14 protein-coding genes are annotated in these 16918 nt (G+C 65.5%); 5 read left to right on the forward strand and 9 right to left on the reverse strand.

What is annotated here, in order from left to right; all coding sequences use genetic code 11:
* Positions 1-236: 236 nt before the first annotated feature.
* Positions 237-1085 carry a caspase family protein gene (locus tag RAD10_RS37765; protein WP_091966504.1) on the forward strand — a complete coding sequence of 283 codons (849 nt, stop codon included), beginning with the start codon at positions 237-239 and terminating at the stop codon, positions 1083-1085.
* 129 nt (positions 1086-1214) lie between these two features.
* Here the strand turns inward: RAD10_RS37765 and RAD10_RS37770 are convergent, their stop codons facing one another.
* Positions 1215-2105, reverse strand: a complete 891-nt coding sequence (locus RAD10_RS37770) for an efflux RND transporter periplasmic adaptor subunit (protein WP_461621434.1) — start codon at positions 2103-2105, stop codon at positions 1215-1217.
* A gap of 289 nt (positions 2106-2394) precedes the next feature.
* Between RAD10_RS37770 and RAD10_RS37775 the strand changes: the two genes are divergently transcribed.
* Positions 2395-3018 (forward strand): PAS domain-containing protein, encoded by a 624-nt coding sequence (locus RAD10_RS37775; RefSeq protein ID WP_461621435.1) that lies wholly within the window; start codon positions 2395-2397, stop codon positions 3016-3018.
* Between the two features lie 8 nt (positions 3019-3026).
* Here the strand turns inward: RAD10_RS37775 and RAD10_RS37780 are convergent, their stop codons facing one another.
* The 4 genes from RAD10_RS37780 to RAD10_RS37795 all read right to left on the reverse strand — a co-directional run bounded on the left by RAD10_RS37780 (position 3027) and on the right by RAD10_RS37795 (position 4949).
* Complete coding sequence (locus RAD10_RS37780; RefSeq protein ID WP_018321596.1) at positions 3027-3197, reverse strand: hypothetical protein; 171 nt, start codon at positions 3195-3197, stop codon at positions 3027-3029.
* 72 nt (positions 3198-3269) lie between these two features.
* Entirely contained in the window at positions 3270-4397 is a 1128-nt protein-coding gene (locus RAD10_RS37785) for a lactonase family protein (RefSeq protein ID WP_461621436.1), read from the reverse strand.
* Positions 4398-4527: 130 nt separating this feature from the next.
* Positions 4528-4659 (reverse strand): hypothetical protein, encoded by a 132-nt coding sequence (locus RAD10_RS37790; RefSeq protein WP_256379454.1) that lies wholly within the window; start codon positions 4657-4659, stop codon positions 4528-4530.
* Between the two features lie 80 nt (positions 4660-4739).
* A complete protein-coding gene (locus RAD10_RS37795; RefSeq protein WP_461621437.1) occupies positions 4740-4949 on the reverse strand; it encodes a hypothetical protein in 210 nt (69 codons plus the stop codon).
* Positions 4950-5080: 131 nt separating this feature from the next.
* Here RAD10_RS37795 and RAD10_RS37800 point away from each other — a divergent pair, with 131 nt between their 5' ends.
* The gene (locus tag RAD10_RS37800; protein ID WP_256375112.1) at positions 5081-5203 is read left to right on the forward strand and encodes a hypothetical protein; all 123 of its coding nucleotides are present in this window, start codon (positions 5081-5083) and stop codon (positions 5201-5203) included.
* A gap of 793 nt (positions 5204-5996) precedes the next feature.
* On the opposite strand, the gene RAD10_RS37805 is transcribed toward RAD10_RS37800, so the two are convergent.
* Positions 5997-8660: a bifunctional diguanylate cyclase/phosphodiesterase gene (locus RAD10_RS37805; RefSeq protein ID WP_461621438.1), complete on the reverse strand. Its 2664-nt coding sequence runs from the start codon at positions 8658-8660 to the stop codon at positions 5997-5999.
* A gap of 248 nt (positions 8661-8908) precedes the next feature.
* Positions 8909-9616 (reverse strand): hypothetical protein, encoded by a 708-nt coding sequence (locus tag RAD10_RS37810; protein WP_461621439.1) that lies wholly within the window; start codon positions 9614-9616, stop codon positions 8909-8911.
* A 180-nt stretch (positions 9617-9796) separates the two neighbouring features.
* On the opposite strand from RAD10_RS37810, the gene RAD10_RS37815 reads away from it, so the two are divergent.
* Positions 9797-10840, forward strand: coding sequence for a LysM peptidoglycan-binding domain-containing protein (locus tag RAD10_RS37815; RefSeq protein ID WP_461621440.1), 1044 nt, complete (start codon positions 9797-9799; stop codon positions 10838-10840).
* 381 nt (positions 10841-11221) lie between these two features.
* Positions 11222-12502 (forward strand): Spy/CpxP family protein refolding chaperone, encoded by a 1281-nt coding sequence (locus tag RAD10_RS37820; RefSeq protein ID WP_461621467.1) that lies wholly within the window; start codon positions 11222-11224, stop codon positions 12500-12502.
* Here the strand turns inward: RAD10_RS37820 and RAD10_RS37825 are convergent, their stop codons facing one another.
* Positions 12503-13381, reverse strand: a complete 879-nt coding sequence (locus tag RAD10_RS37825; protein ID WP_461621441.1) for a hypothetical protein — start codon at positions 13379-13381, stop codon at positions 12503-12505.
* 929 nt (positions 13382-14310) lie between these two features.
* Complete coding sequence (locus RAD10_RS37830) at positions 14311-16758, reverse strand: adenylate/guanylate cyclase domain-containing protein (protein WP_461621442.1); 2448 nt, start codon at positions 16756-16758, stop codon at positions 14311-14313.
* Positions 16759-16918: the final 160 nt, after the last annotated feature.

The following is a 16918-nucleotide window of genomic DNA, read 5'->3' on the forward strand; positions in this document are numbered from 1 at the left end:
CACAAATCTGGCCTGGAGAATTAACGAACATCTTCAGCCGCTTAGTTCAATTTTTGGGCAATCTATTGCCGGGGAGGCGATATCCGGTTAAGGGTTTGTTTGGTGCGGCGCCGCAAATTGCGCGCAATTCGGGGGCACATCCCCGGCCAATCCCTCAAACCTAAAGACGCTATCGCGCTACTCAAACAGTGTGCGCGCGCTTGGCTGGTCTTTGGCACTGACAGGAATGAAGCGAGATGAATGTTAGGCAGCTCGACATTTCCCGACGCACGATCGCGTTGGCCGCGGCCCTCATCGGCACGGTGTCGCTCGTGATCGGCGCCCATGCTGCTCTCAACATGCGCGCGATCGACGCCGCCAAGGCCGTCTCGACCGACCAGATCACGGGCTCGATCGCACAGACCTCGCGCCTCGCCCTGGTCATCGGCAATGGACATTATCCCGACGCCAGCGCGCCGCTGACGCAGTCGATCAACGACGCCCGCGCGCTGTCCTCGTCCCTGCGCAAGAACGGTTTTGACGTCGACATGGTGGAAGACGCGACCAAGGACGACATGGTCCGCGCCGTCAATCGCCTGAAGTCCCGGATCAAGCGCGACACCGTCGTCATGCTGTTCTTCGGCGGCTACGGCGTGCAGGCCGGACGCGAGAGCTACATGCTGCCGGTCGACGCCGTGATCTGGAAGGAAAGCGACGTCCGCCGCCAGGGCGTCTCGATCGACGGCGTGATCGACATGATGAAGGAGCAGGGCGCCAAGGCCAAGCTCGTCGTCGTCGATGCCTCGCGCCGCAATCCTTACGAGCGTCGCTTCCGCTCCTACAGCCACGGACTCGCGCCGATCAGCGCGTCCGACAACGCGCTGATCCTCTCCTCCGCTTCGCCCGGCAAGGTCGTCGACGACGGCAAGGGCGAGCACAGCGTGCTGGTCAGCGAGTTCCTGAACAACCTCAGTGCGAAGGGCAGCGCCGAAAGCGTCTTCAACAAGACCCGCGTCGCCATCTCCCGCGCCAGCGAAGGCGACCAGGTCCCGACCGTCTCCTCTTCGCTGCTCGAAGATGTCCACTTCGGCGAAGCCGGCGGCTAGTTTTTTCGAGGGCGCGCGAGCTCTCGTAGGGTGGGCAAAGGCGCAAAGCGCCGTGCCCACCATTTTTCTCCGTCATCTCGATAGAAGACGTGGGCACGCTTCGCTTTGCCCACCCTGCGAGACCGTCTGCTACTTCGCCGCTTCCGCGGCCATCACCGGGCGCACCGGATCGCCTTCGCGCAGGAGCGCGCCGGCGCGGGCGACGACGACATCGCCGTCGTTGAGGCCGTCACGGACCTCGATATTGCCGCCCGACATCAATCCGACCTCGACACGCTTGGTCTCGACGCGGTTGCGGCGGATCACCTGCACCACGGTGCCGGCGGATGAATATTGCACAGCGGTCAGCGGCACCGCGACGTTGCAGCTCTGCCCGGTCTTGATCAGCGCGCGTCCGCTCGCCTTCAGCAGCAGCCGCTTCTGCGAGGAGATGCCGATATAGACCATGCCCTGCTGGATGTTCGGCTCGACGGTCGGGCCGATGCGGCGCACCTTGCCGTCGATGTCGCCGGCGCCGGCGATCCGCACGGTCGCCGGCTGATTGACCGCGAGCTTGCGCATGTCGGTGGTCGCCACCAGACCGACGAGATCGTATTCGCTGCGCGCCACGATCGTGAACAAGGCCTCGCCCTTGGCCGAGGCAAAATTTCCGATCTGGGCGGTCGACGTCGCGATCACGCCCGCCACCGGCGCGGTGACCTGCAGCGTGCCGCCCTCGGGGAGCGCCAGCCGCGCCAACACCTGGCCGGCGGTGGTGGTGTCGCCGGCTTCCGCCAGCACGTCCGTGACCTTGAGGCCCGGCCGTTCGGGGCGCACCGACGTCTCCTCCCGCGCGATGATCGTGCCGGTGGCCTCGACGATGTCGGAGAAGCAGGATTTCGCGACCTTCAGCACCGTGACCGCCGGCCCCTTGGGCGCGTCGTCATCGGCGGCTCGGGCCGGATATGGACCGAGGACGAGCATCCCTGCGACGGCTGCGGGACACAGGCTTCGAGCAACGGCACGGGGCAAATGACGCATCGGAAATTCCACGGGGGCTATGCCTCCAATCGATAGCAGATGACAGGGCTGCGGACTACGGCAGCGTTGTCCCAAAAAGGAAGGCCACGCCGCCGCGGGTCGTCGCAGCAAGTCTTTGATTAGTCGCGGGATTGGAGAACAGGTTCGCTTTTCCCGGGCGGGCGCGCGGCGGTCGGCACTACTCCCAAAGTGCCGTCGATCACGGTCTTCTCATCTGCCAGGGCCGGCTGTATGGACCTAGGATCAGGATGACGCGGCACTGCGGCCGCAAGCTCAGGGTCGAGGTGGGATGCAACGGTTCGTTTGCGAGCAGAATATCGTTCATTTCGAGCGGCTGCTCAATGAAACGACCGACCCGACGGTCCAGAACACCGTGCGCGCGCTGCTGGCATCGGCCAAGCGCCAGTTGGCGCTGCTGAACTCGGCGGCATCCGGGGCCGATACGACGCCGTTCGAACAGCGCCGGCGGCAGCACGGCGACACCGACACGATCCGGCAGCAATTCCAGCCCGAATTCGATGCCTCACCGCATCCCTATATGCTGCTGGACCCGGGGCCGGGCCTCGTGATCATCGACATCAACGATGCCTATGCAGCTGCGACCTTGACCAGCCGGGCCGAAATCGTCGGCCGCTCGCTGTTCGAGATATTCCCTGATAATCCCGACGATCCGCTCGCTGATGGCGTCAGCAATCTCTACAGCAGCTTGAGGATCGTCGGCGAAACCGGGCGGGCGCATGCCATGGCGATCCAGCGTTACGACATCCGCGATCCCGGCGGCACCTTCGTCGAGCGTCATTGGCAGCCGATCAACTCGCCGATCCACGACACGACGGGCCATCTGGTCTATCTGCTGCACCACGTCGAAGACGTCACGGCTCAGGTCACGGCACAAGTCGCGGCGCGGGCCTAAACGGCCCGTCAGCCGCGGCGCTCACCCAGCAGCTTGCCATTGGCCCGGTCGATCAAATGCAGACGCGTGCAGGCCGGACAGGACACCGACACATGCGTGCGGTCGGCCGGCTCGTCGCCGAGCCGATGCTGCACGTTCATGCCGGTCTGCGGGCATTTGAAGACGATCTGACGGTCCATGACCGAAGATATGACGACAAGGCGCGCCTTCCGAAATTACGGATGATTACGTAGGTCGGCGGCGGCGCCCCCTCACGGCAGGTTCAGGAACTCCACCCAGTTCGGCTTCTTGCCGGTGGGGTAGGATTTCAGCCTGGCCAGCGCGCCGCTGCCCTGGTCGATCGCATAGACCGTCATGCTGTCGGAGAGCTCGCCGACCGCCGCGAGGTAGCGGCTAGAGGGATCGATGTGGAAGCCGCGGGGCTGTTTCTCGGTCGGCACGCTGCCGATCGTGGTCAGCTTGCCGCTGGTGGCATCGACCTTGTAGGCGGTGAGCGTGTTGGTGGTGCGCTCGGAGGCGTAGAGGAAGCGGCCGTCCGGAGTGATGTGGATGTCGGCGGCCCAGGGTTTTCCGTTAAAGCCCTCGGGCAGCGCAGTGGTGCGCTGGATCTCGTCCCATGCGCCGCTCCTGGCCTCATAGGTGAACGCCGCGACGTCGCCGTTCAACTCGTGGATCAGATAGACGAACTTGCCATTGGGATGGAATACGAAGTGCCGCGGCCCGGATTTCTCCGGCACCTTGTGGGCCGGAGGGTCGTTCGGCGTCAGCGTGCCGGCCGTGGCATCGAACGCGAAGCCCAGCACCTGATCGGAGCCGAGATTGGTCGCGAACGCGAAGCGGTTATCGGGCGAGGGCAGGAAGGCGTGCGCGTTCAGCCCGGTCGGGATCACCTGCTTCGGCTCGCCGGCGACGCCGTTTGCAAGAAGCGGATTCAGCGCGACCTTGTTGCCGCCATAGGAGGCGCTGAACAGGAATTTTCCGCTGGGGTCGACGGCGATGTTCGCCATGCTGTCGGCGAGCGGTCCGTTGCCGATAGGGCTGAGTTGGCCCGTCTTGGGATCGATCGCAAAGCTGACCGCCTGGAATGGCTGCGAGCGGATGCCGGCGATCAGCACGCGGTGGTCGGGCGTGATCGCGAGCGGCGTCGAGGAGCCGGGCTTGTCGACGCCCTTGAAGGTGGCCGTCTGCACCGGAATCATCTCGCCGCTCTCGGTCATCTTGAACACGCTGATGTCGTTGCTGTCGGCATTGCCGATATAGGCGAAGGTCTCGGCCATGCCGGCGTGGACTCCAGAAATGAGAGTGAGGGCTGCGAACAGGGTGGTGGCGATCGCAGCGCGTGGCGCTTTGGATGCGATGCGTCGGGTCGGTCTCAACATGGGCTCCTCCTGGCGGCCGCGGGTCGCGGCCTTGTCGTTTTGCCGGCGAGGATAGCGGGCGGCGCGCCGCTGCACCAAATTCCAGTTGGGATTGATCGATGCCGAAATTGTATCGGTCGCCGGAGAGGGGCTACCGCATCGCCGCGGTCCGGGAGGGCAGATGCGGGCTGGACGGATGCGCGGGTGGTCCGAGCACGGTCCAGACGGCGACCGCAACCAGAGCGGACGTCAGGATGGTCCAGGCGATGAGCCGTTTCCGCATCTGGTCGAATCCGTCGCTGTCATGAAGCCGCGGGGCACCGGAATCGTGCACTGCAAACCGCGGCAATCCTATGAACTCGTTCACAGGCGAAAACGGCTGGCGCAAGGCGAACCAATGCCGCGCGAGCGCATTGAACCGGCATGCCCCGTGAAAACGATCTCGAAGGTAAGCCCGACATGGGCGGCAAGCATGGCGGTCAAGCCGGCCAGCCCAAGTCGCCGCCGCGCCCGCACCGAGGCGAACATGATGAGGACGTCGTGGCAAAGCGCCACACCGGCCAAACCGATCACGCGTCGCCGCCGACCAAGTCAAAATAGCGCTTCGCCGCGCGGTCGTGCCGCGCCGCGCGTTGGGAACGGCAGCATCGCTGTGCCGTTACCCCGGTCCCGCGGGCGTGACAGATGAAAACGGAGGCTGGCTCGTGTTTTGGATTTATTGGAACACCGCCTGGTCGCTGATCATCAGCGGCATCATGGTCGCCACCATCGTCAGCCACCCCGACGCGGAATTCGTCGAGATCACCGCGGCAAAGCAGAAGCTCTGAGCCCGCGCCAGAAGTCGTCGGCGATGCGCGTGACGCAATGTCGGCCAATGCCCGTCGGCCGGCGTGCCCGTCCCTCTCAGCGAAGCTCCGGCGACCGCATGAGGTCAGCCTGGGTCGATGACCGTCTTTGACCCTTTGCGGACGCCTTGAAGCATTGTCTCGATTGGCTTGTTCCGCTTCAATTGCCGGCGCCGCCGTACGCCTAAACGGTCGCGACGTCCGCTTGCGGGAGGTGAGCCGAGCAGGCCATCTAGCGCGCGCGGGCCTGTTCTCTTTCTTCTGTTGTAGGTTGGCGATCTCGCATGCAGAGTTTGCCGCCGCCGTGCATGCCCTTCGTGGCGGACACATGCCAGCCGGGCCTCGTGTAATGTCGTTGTGCCATCGGATCGGGAATCCAGCCCGGCGAATATGACCCACGGTACACGCCGTGACTGCAGAAGCAGTAGACACCAACAGGCGTGTACCGAGTACACGGTCCCGTTCCGGCCGTGGGAGTGGCAGCAAGCGCACCCGAGCTAACCGACACGAAAAACAGCGTCAGAATAGTCTTCATATTAAACCGGTTGAGCAGGAATGGCCTGAAACAGGCTGGAGTCTGCAGAACTCCCGGCTTGGCATCAAGCGGAGAATATACGCGACGACTCGCTCACTGATGCCTTGGTCAAGAGCAAAAGCGGGCCTTCTAGCAGCGAATGAGTCGGCTACTGGACCAAGGCAGACGGACTCGGCGTCGGCCCTGATGTCCGCCTGGTCGGGGGAGCGCACATTCCGACAAAGACGCAGCATCGCGTCGCTAAGCCGCCACCGCCTGCGCGGCCAGCAACTGCTTCAGCTTCGCCGCCGGCACGGCCGGGCTGAACAGCCAGCCCTGCATCTGGCTGCAGCCGAGCTGGCGCAGCACCTCGCGCTGGGCTTCGGTCTCGACGCCTTCGGCGGTCGTCGCCATGTGGCGGGCGGCGGCCATGTGCACCACGGCCTGCACGATCGGGGAGGAATCCTCGGATTGACCGATGTCGCTGATGAAGCTGCGGTCGATCTTGATTTTGTCGAACGGGAAGCGGTGCAGATAGCTCAGCGAGGAATAGCCGGTGCCGAAATCGTCGAGCGCGATGCGCACGCCGAGCTCGCGCAGCTGCTGCAGGATCGTCAGCGCCTCCTCGTCGTCGCGGATCAGCACGGTCTCGGTGATCTCGAGCTCGAGCCGGCCTGGTGCAAGTCCGGACTCCGCGAGCGCGGCCGCGACCTTCAGCGCCAGCGTCCGCGAGCGGAACTGCACTGGTGAGACGTTGACGGCGATGTGAATCTGGCCGGGCCAGGAGGCGGCCTCACGGCAGGCCTGCTTCAGCACCCATTCGCCGATCTCGCCGATCAGTCCGGTGTCCTCGGCGACGGGAATGAAGTCCGCGGGCGAGACCATGCCGCGCTCGGGATGGCGCCAGCGTAGCAGCGCTTCGCAGCCGCTCACGACATTGGCCGCGAGATCGACCAGCGGCTGGTAGTGCACCTCGAACTCGCCGCGCGCCAGCGCCTGACGCAGATCGAGCTCGAGCTGACGGCGCAGCCTCGCCTTGGCGTCGTATTCCGGCGTGAAGACGCGGTAGGTGCGGCGTCCCTCCGACTTCGCCGCGTACATCGCAAGATCGGCGCGCTTGAGCAGGTCGTCGAGATTGTCGCCGTGGTCGGGCGCGATCGCGATGCCGATGCTGGCATCGGTCGGGATGTCCTGGCCCTTGCAGTCCACCGGCGCGCGCAACGCGCTGAGAATATCTTCCGCCAGCGCCGACAGCTCGGCCGGATCGCGAGTACCGGCCTTGACGATGGCAAACTCGTCGCCGCCGAGCCGCGCGACGAGGTCGTTCCCGCTGACGCAGGCGCGCAGGCGGTTCGCCACCTGCCGCAGCAATTCGTCGCCGACCTCGTGTCCCAGCGAATCGTTGACGCCCTTGAACTCGTCGACGTCGATATAGAGGATCGCGAACGGCTTGCCCTGGGCAAGCTCCGCCACGCGGCGTTCCAGATGGCCGCGCATCAGCACGCGGTTGGGCAGGTCGGTCAGCGCGTCATAATGCGCCATATGCGCGATGCGCTCGTCGGCGCGGATGCGCGCGGTGACGTCGTCATGGGTCGCGAGCCAGCCGCCGGCAGCGCCGGGCTGGTTCTTGATCTCGATCAGGCGGCCGTCCGCGGTCTCCACGATGGTGCTCTGGGTGCGTCCGATATGGCTCAGAATGTCGTCGCAATAGGTCTCGACGTCGCCGTGGAACGAGCCGGTGTCATGGCGGTGCCGGATCACGTCACGGAAAGTGGCGCCGGGCTTCACCACCTCAGGGGACAAGCCATACATCTCGATGTAGCGCCGGTTGCAGACGATCAGCCGCTCGTCCTGATCGAACATCAGGAGCCCTTGCGTCATCGTGTTCATCGCGGTGTCGAGCCGCTGCTTCTCGAGCGAGAGCCGGTTCGTCACCTGGCGGAAGATCAGGAACAGCGTGAGCACCAGGAGGCCGATCGACAGCACGGCGACGGTGACGAAGAATTTCGTCTGCGTGCGCCAGGTCGCAAGCGTCGCATCCAGCGACTTGGTCGCGACCACGACCAGCGGCTCGCCGGCGAGCAGGCGCGAGGCGACGATGCGGTCCTTGCCGTCGATCGGGCTCGCGATCTGCATGGAGACGAAGGTGCGATCGAACACCGCCATCTGCTCCGGCGTGCCCTTGCGAAAGTTCTGCCCGATCATCGCATCGACACGCGGAACGCGCGCCAGCAATTGACCGTTCTGGTGGTGCATCGCGATCGAGGATTCCTCGCCGAGCCCGGTCGAGGCGAAGAAGGATTCGAGCTGCTCGGGCGCGATCGCGCGCGAGACCAGCCCAAGGAATTCGCCATGTGGCCCGGACACGCGCCGCGCGAACACGATCGCCGGTCCGTTGCCGATCCGGCCGTTCACCACCTCCACGTCCTCCTGCGCGGTCGGATCGTTCTTGAGGCGATTGAAGTAGCCGCGGTCCGCGACCGAGACGTCGGCGACCGGCCAGCGCCGCGACGAGTTGATCAGCATGCCCCTGGCATCGAACACATTGGCGCCGGCAACGTCGGACCAGCCGCTGGCTTTGGCACGCAGCACCTCGTGCATGGCGAGCGTACCCATCTCGCTGCGGAAGACGTCGGCGGATTCGATGCCGCGGCTCTCGAGCTCGGTGACGATGCTCTTCTGGAGCACCGCGAAATCCTCGAACTCGCGGTCGAAATGCCGGGCGAGCAGGCGCACAGCGTTTTCAAGGCTGTCGCGGCCGCTCTCGATCGCATTCTGCCGGAAACGGTCGACGGTGAGCGCGGTGCCGATTGCGGTCGCGGCCATCAGTACGAAGCCGCCGACGATCAGCCATGTCAGTGGCGCTCCCCGCCAACGACGGAGCAGCGCGCGCACGCGCGCGGTCCATCGGATCGATGTGGCCATGCAGCCCTCCCGTGGGATGCAAGGTGCAGCAAAACCGACAAGACCCCGTTACCAGCGAAGGTTAGGGAACTATGAATCGGAACGGAATCAGTGGGTTGGTTCCATCGCGGAGTTGGTGCGCAGTCCCGTAGGGTGGGCAAAGGCGCGTTCTTCGCGCGCCGTGCCCACCATCTGTCTCGATGGATAGAGGTGGTGGGCACGCTACGCTTTGCCCACCCTACGAGACTACGAGATTGCGAGACCTCCATTCACCGCTTGATCTCCCAGTTCAGCGCTTCCGCGTTGCCCTTGGCGAACATCTTGGGGACATCGAACTGGCCGGTCTTGACGTCATAGCGGCATTTCCAGTCCGCGAGCCCTTTCACGGCGACGTTCTTCGGATGCTTGTCCATTTCGCCTGACAGCGAGATCAGCAGGTAGCGGTTGTCGGGCCAGTCAACGCCGAGCCAGCGATAGGCAGTTTCGGTGCCCTTCATCAGATTGGCCGAGATATGGTAGTCGAGCTTCATCTTCTTCGTGTCGGGACGGCTGTGGAAATAGGCCCATGCGAGATCGCTGAGTGACTTCTTCGTCGCGCTGACGAAGGCGCCGTTCTCGACATGATAGAGAAACAGATCCTGCGAGCCCGAGCCGGTCTTCTGCATCCGCACCAGCCATTGCGAGTCGCTGGTGAAGCGGAAGCCCGCGCCGTAGCCCTGCTCCGGCCTCAGCTCCGTCATCTGGTCGCCGCGTCGCGCCCAGACCTGCCATTTGACGCCGAAAAGGTCTTCACTGTCCTTCATGTATTGCTCGAGCCTGGTGGCACCGTCAGGCGAGATGAAGGCGAGGTCGGCATTGTCGGTGAGGACGAAGCCCGGCGGCGGGCCAGAGGCTGCGAGCGCGGGGGAGGCGGCGAGCGTCAGGGCAAGCGCCAGCCCGAGGGCCAGACTTGGGGCGGAACGGCAAAATGCGGTCACGGGAAAATTCCTCAAAAAATGCCGCGATGCGGTCTCGCGTGATTTGACGCCGGCGGGGTGGCGCCGGTTCATCCCTGAGGGCCGGGACGGAGGTCTCATCCCATCGAACGTCTTGCTGCCGCAGCCAATTCGGCGCACCTTGCCACCCTCGGCTGATTTGCCATCCAAGGTTCTTTTCCGATGATGACCGCATCCAAGGCCTTCATTGCTCTTTGCCTGCTCGCGCTGGTCGGCACCGTGCTGGTGATCGGCCCGACCGAGCTGCGCCGCCTGCTGCCGGACGGGACCAAGACCGCCGTCGCCGCCAAGCCCGAATCCAAGGTCGAGGCCAAAGTCGAAGCCAAGGCCGAACTCAAGCCCGAGCCGAAACCGGAACAGCCAAAGCTTGCCGCCGCCACGCCGCCTGCACCTGCACCCGCGGCGGCCCCTGAGCCGAAGGTGGCCGCGCTGGCCGAGACCCAGAAGCAGGTCACGGCCGCGCTCGCCGATCTTGCACCGGTCAAGCCGCCGCCGGCGGTCGCCGACACCGGCCCGCGTTTCGACGTCGCCCGGGTCGACGATTACGGCGAGGCCGCGGTGATCGCGGGCCAGGCCGCGCCGGGTGCGAAGGTCGAGCTGCTGCGCGACGGCAAGCCGCTCGATACGGTGGTCGCCGACGCTTCAGGCCAATTCGTCATGACCCCGCCGCCGCTTCCCGCCGGCTCCTATGAACTGACGCTTCGCGCCAGGGCGCCGGATGGCACCGTCACGCAGTCCAGCCGGACCATGCCGGTGACCATCGCCGAGGCGGCGTCGCCGCCCGCGCGTCCGGCACCGGTCGCGAGGCAAGACGTGCGGCAAGACGCGAAGCAGGCCGAGAAGTCGGACGACAAATCGGATGTCGTGGCTTCCCTGCAGTCGGCCTCGCCGCATCTGGCCTCGGCATCCGACAGGCCGGCCCGGCCGAGGCTGATCGGCGCGCCGAAACCCCGCGTCATGGCGCGGGCGCCAGCGGCGACGACCGTTGCATCGGCCTCGCCGGCGGACGGTCTCATCAGCGCCGCGCCGGCGGAGACAGGCAGCCGGGTGATTTCCCGCGGCGACAGCCTGTGGGCGCTCAGCCGGCTCGCCTATGGCGACGGCGCCCGCTACGCCGTGATCTTCAAGGCCAACCGCGACAAGATCCATAATCCCAATCTGATCTATCCCGGCCAGACGTTTGTGATGCCGCAAAAGGCGGAGTGAGGGAGCGGTCTTTCCTCGCGTCTTTGATGCAGGGCTATAATATTTGTGCCTGCGGCCATCCTTCGAGACGCCCGCCTTTGGCGGGCCCTCAGGATGAGGATGGAGTGCGGGGCAGCAGCTTCAATAGACGCCAATTGCCGCTTAGCCTCATCCTGAGGAGACCGCGAAGCGGTCGTCTCGAAGGACGAGGCGCGCGCTCAGGCCGTCGCCAAAGCGTCATCTGCGCAGGTGCCGGGATAGGTAAGTCATCGCCCCGCGACGCTTTGCCCTGTATCCCCAAGGAACATTTGGTTCCCCGGCGCGTCATCTCGATGCGACGCAGTGCGCGCTTTGCGCTGGGAGGAGGCCGAATTGGTCAGGTCAGCGGTCGTGTCAGGACGCATGGGACTGGCGCTGGCGGGCGCGACCATCATGATTGCGGCCGTGCTGCTGCCCGGTAAGGCTGAAGCGCAGTTCGGATTGCGCGGCGGTCCGCTTGGGGTCGCACGCTTCGCCGTCGGCCATGTGATCGGCATGTCGCGCTTGCGCCATTCCCGCATGGCGGTGCGGGGCGGCCGATACCGCTCCGCCGCGTTGAGGTCGCAAGATCCGCGTCAAGATCCGCGCGGCGCCGAGCGCGGCCAACAGTCCAATCCTTACGTCCTGCGTGCGGCGCTCACAGCGCAAGCGGCGTTGTCGGGCTGGCAGGGCGGCCGCCGCCCGCAGGGCTGGTGGCGCCATCCCGACGGCAGCTACGGCTGGGTCGGCCCGGTGTTCTGGCCGTTCGCGCATGACGATCTCACCAATGCCGTCATCTTCGGCGATGCGACCAGTCTCTCGCTTTACGGCTATGGCGACATCTACGCTGCGATCTTCGCGCCCTACGCGGCGACCGAGCTCGCCGCCTACACCGCACCGCAAGGCCGGCGCGGACGAAGAGTCCCGACTGCGGAGACCCTGTGCGAGGCCAGTGATACCGGCGGTCTACCGGTCGACCGCATCGCCGCCGCCCTGCAGCCGAACGAATTGCAGCGTGTGGCGCTCGACGAGCTCGCGACTGCCTGGACCAATGCGCGCGACACCATCCGCGCCGCCTGCCCGGCGCAGGTGCCCGCCAACGCGTTGGACCGGCTGGGGCTGATGCAGGCGCGCATCGAGGCCATGATCAAGGCAACCGACGCCATCGAGGCGCCGCTGTCGAAGTTCACTAGGTCGTTCGATGACGATCAGAAGGCCCGGCTCAACGCTCTCGGCAATGAGCGCCGTGCCGCGCTCGCGGCCATGCAGCGCAAGGATACGAGCAAGGATACGCAGGCTTCGAGTGCCTGCGACCCCAACAGCGATCCCCGCTATGACGAAAAGCTGCAGCGTCAGTATGAGCAGCTCGTGCAGCAGCAATGGCCGGCAGATGATGTCGCCTCGACGCTCCGTCTCGACGACACCGCCCGCGCCCGCTTCGAGGTGCTCCAGGACACCACCCTGCGCACCATGGAAACGCTCAGCGCCTGCCCGTCAAAGACTCCCGAGACACCGCAGGCCCGCCTCACCGCCGTGAAAGCGCGGCTGCAGACGATGCTGCAGGCCGTGAACGGCGTCACCGATGCGCTCGACGATTTCGAGGCCGATCTGAGCGACGAGCAGAAGGCCGGCTTCGAAGCGATCGGGCCGAAGCGGGGGGCGTGATCAGTCGCACGCCCAGTCGAACTTCATGTCTTTGAAGTCAAGCTGCGCGTTGCCGCTGCCGAAATTGTAGCCGCCGAAATATTCCTCGAACTCGATGTAGAACGGGCTCATCTCCGGCACCGCCTGGCACGGCCGCATGGTGCCGCCGAGATGGTTGCGGGCGTGGTCCTTGCACCAATCGTGCAGGCGGTAATTGTCGGCGGTCGGAACGCCGCCCTCGAAGTAATAATAGGACTGATAACCGGTCGGCGGGTTGCGCGGGATGTGCGGGTCCTGCGGGGCCTTGCCGGCGTTGGGATCGGTCGCGCGCGGCATCAACGCGATCGCGAGGTTCTCGGCCAGCTCGGCGCGCGGCGGGCCGGCGAACATCTTCTGCGCGAAGGGCGGCGCCGTCTCGAAGAAGGCACTGGCGCCGCCTACATCGAGCCAGCGCGGCCGGTCGGCCGTCGCCAGCGCAAGCGGCGCGGGCGGTGTCGCGAACGGGCCATCGTATTCGCTTTTGGTCAGCAGCAGCGCGCCATATTCGTAGTCGAGAATGTCGGTCATGCGCGACAGCCGCGGATGCGCCGGCAGAGCCTGCACGGCCTCGCGGATCTCGGGATCATCAGGCGCGCCGCCGTCATTGTGGTCGGGCGCGGTGGCAAAGAACGACACTGCAACGATGTCCTCGCCATGGACGCGGTAATCCTCAGGCAGCAGCAAGGTGAAGCCGTGCATCAGCGGATAACCGGTGACGGGATCGAGCGGCCATTGCTCGCTGCTGATGCCCGGCGGCAGGCCAAAGACCCAGCCGTGGTCGCGCGCGCGATCGGCGGGACGGTCCAGCATCTGCAGATCATAAGCACGCGAAGGCAAGGCAAGCGCCACAGTGGTCTCCATTGGAATCGCCTCGCGGCTGAGGCGAGAGTTAGTCGCGGGGAGGCGGGATGTGGTTCGGGGGGAGTGTTGGCACTGGCGTCTCCTCACTCTCCGCTGTCGTCCCGGCGAACGCCGGGACCCATAACCACAGGGAGAAGTTTGGCGAAGATGAGGTGTTCGGTACTTCTGCCTCCGCAACCGATAGATCACGCGGTATGGGTCCCGGCGTTCGCCGGGACGACCCCGGGGAGGTGGGTCCTCGACTGTTTCTCATAACCCATTGATCCGACAACTCCCGTCTACTGTGCATGGGGTTGTTTTGAAATTCCGAGAAAGCTCGATATCCCATTTCGTCTTCGAATAATCCAAATTTCGCTTTACTAGAATAACGAAACACCCTATGCTCCCTCTCAACTCATCCCATGGTAAGGGACGGATCGCGATCGTCAGGGTTCGTGGGGTGAGGGGCGGTGGACGCGGGCGGCGTTGGTGCCAGATGCGGTCGCAGGGCGGGTTGTCCCCGTGAGCGATCAGCGGGCGCGTGTACGACGGTGCTGCCTGCGTACGGCAAAATCGTGTGGTCGTGACGCCCGAATATCCGGCGTCAAGTCTTGCAGCGGTGCGCTGGTCCGACCGGACCTGTGCATCCCATGAAAGCCGCAAGACGACGGTGGCAAAGGGATCGTCTCACCGGCGAGAGCGCGACATAAGCCGTTTCAACCATCGCGCAGGGAAGGCCGGGCATTCGGCCACACCTGTTTCTCCCCTGTGAGCGACTATCACGCACTCATGCACAGGGGTCTTGCGGGTGCCAGCCGGTGCCCGGTCTTCCCTGCGCCCTTCCATTTCGAAGGGTGGCTAGACCAAGCAAAACCCGGGCGCCAGGCGCTGCGGGATCGCGAAACGCTGTCGGTGAGCGAAAGCAGGCAACGCTTCACCATGCGAGGGAGCTACCCGCGCCGACGCACCGCTGACGCATCCACCACGTTCTCGACTTCCTCGCGCCAGTTCAAAATCTCCATCGCGAGCACGGGATGATTGAAACCCTTGAGCTGGAGATCATCGAGGGCGCGCGCTTCCACCCAGGGCTCGACGATGCCATAGACGCGGCGGCTAACCACGATCTGGTTGGGCTTGGCCTCGCCGCAGAGGCGGGAGGCGAGGTTGGTGACGCTGCCGATCGCGGCATATTCCAGCCGCTGCTCGAAGCCGACCTGGCCGAGCGTGGCGTAGCCGACCGCGATGCCGATGCCGAAGCCGAGGCTGTGCCCGCGGTTGCGCCAGCGCTCGGTCAGCGGGCCGATGGTGTCGCGCATCTCCACCGCCATCTTCACGGCGCGCTTGGTGTGGTCCTCGAACTGGATCGGCGCGTTGAACAGGATCATCACGCCGTCACCGGCATATTTGTCGAGCGTGCCCTCATATTTGAAGATCAGCTTGCCGAGCGCGGCGTGATATTCGCGCAGCACGTTCATCGCCTCTTCCGGCTCGGTCGCTTCCGTGAACGCGGTGAAGCCGCGCAGATCGCAGAACACCACGGTCACCTCGCGGCGCTGGCTGGTGAGCAACCCTTCCGGGCTGTCGGAGGAGGCGATCAGCTGCGCCACCTGCGGCGCCAGGAAACGCTCCAGCTTGCGGATGCGCTCGATCTCGCCGAGCTGGGTCTTGACGCGCTCCTCCAGCGACTTGTTCCAGTTCTTCAATTGCTCGGTCTGCTCGCGCAGCTTGTCGGCCTGGGCGCGCACAGTCTCGTTCGCTGTCTCCAAGGCGTGGCTCTTGTGGTCGACCTCGGTGAACAGCCGCGCATTGCGCATCGCCAGCACGGCCTGGTTGGCGAAGGTGCGCATCAGGCCGATGATGCTGGCGGCGAACTCGCCACCAGGGCGGCGCAGCACCACCAGCGAGCCGAGCGTGCCCTGCTGGTCGACCAGCGGCACCACCAGCACCGAGTGGAAGCCGGCAGCGATGGCAACCTCGCGCAGCGGCTGCTCGGCGGCCGCACTAAGTTCGGCGATCGCGATCGGCTCGCAGCTCGCGGCGGCATCGCTCAGGATGTTCTCGCCTTCGTCGATGGTGAGATGGGCGCCGTCGGCCGATTTGTCGATGCCGTTGGCCTCGACCAGATTGAAGCGCCGCGTCTCGGCATCGAAGCCGTAGATCAGCACCGCATCGGCATGGGTGATCTCGATCGCGCGCGCGGCGATCGTCGGCAGCACGGCGTTGAGATCGAGCGAGGAGGCGACGGCGCGGCCGACCTCCTCCAGCACCTTCAGCTCGTTGATCGACTGCGCCAGATCTCGGGTGCGCTCCTCGACCTTGGTCTCCAGGTCCGAATAGGTCTCCTGGATCTGGCCGGCCATGCGGTTGAACTGACCGGCGAGATCTTCCAGCTCGTCCGAGGTGCGCACTTCGATGCGGTGACTGAAATCGCCCTCGCCGAGCCTGTAGGCGCCGTCGCGCAGCGCCGTGATCGGAATGATCATGCGGCGGGCGAGCAGCGTGCCGGCCAGGATCGCGACCATCAGGCCCATGCCGATCAAGAGCGCGATGCGCACCAGCTGGTCGCGGATCGGCGTCAGGGCCTGCGTGGTCGGCTGCTCGAACAGCACGCTCCAGCCGAGTTTCGGCACCGTGCTCGCGGCGCTCATCACCGCATGGCCGTTGAAGTCGGTGCCCGAGCTGTCCGCCTCATGGCCAGGTGCGATCGCGGCCGCCACCTGCGGCAGCTTCGACAAATCCTTGCCGACATCCGGCCCTTTCGACGACGTCGCCAGCACGCGGCCGCGGGGATCGACGACATAGGCAAAGGCCGCCTTGCCGACTTGGGCGTCGGACAGGAAGTCGGAGAGAAAGCTGAGATCGATCTCGGCCACGGTGACGCCGGCATTGAAGCCGGAATGCGCCACCGAGATCGACATGAACGGCGTCCGGTCGGCGAACCAGGCCGGCGCATAGCTGACGCCGCGGGCGACGGTGTCGGTGAAGCGCATGTCGCGGGAGAGGTCGGCATTGCTGCCGGTCGTGGTCGACTGGCGCGAGACGCGCAGCACCTCGCGGCCCTCGCCGTTGAGCTGGAACAGCTGGTTGACGACCGAGACCTGGTGCAGCAGCGATGCGTAGTCGGCACGGCGCTTTTCGAGGGTGTCCTGGCTCGCCCGCGTCACCCAGCTGATCTGGCGATCGAGCTCCGAGATCGACTGCTCGATCCGCCGGGCGGCGGCTTGCGCCTTGTCCTCCAGCCCGTCGGTCAGCTGTGTCTTGGTGGCGCGGTAGGAGATCCAGGTCTCCATCGCGCCGTTGACGGCGAGCACGAACACGACGAGGCCGACGAGGGAGACGACGTATTTGGCGAACAGGCCCTCGCGCAGAAACCGTGTCTTGTCGTTCGCTCCTGCCATCCCGATCCTCTCGCGCCGCCATCGACGCCGGCGCTCACGGGCCGTGCAGGCCCTTCCCGGCCGTTCTATCACAATTTGGGCCAAAGGACCGCCGCGCGGGCCGGGGACCGGCCGGCGTGGTTACTCCCTGTGGACGCCGGGGCCGGCGGAAGGCCGGTGA

It is taken from the genome of Bradyrhizobium sp. 23AC (assembly GCF_054863025.1).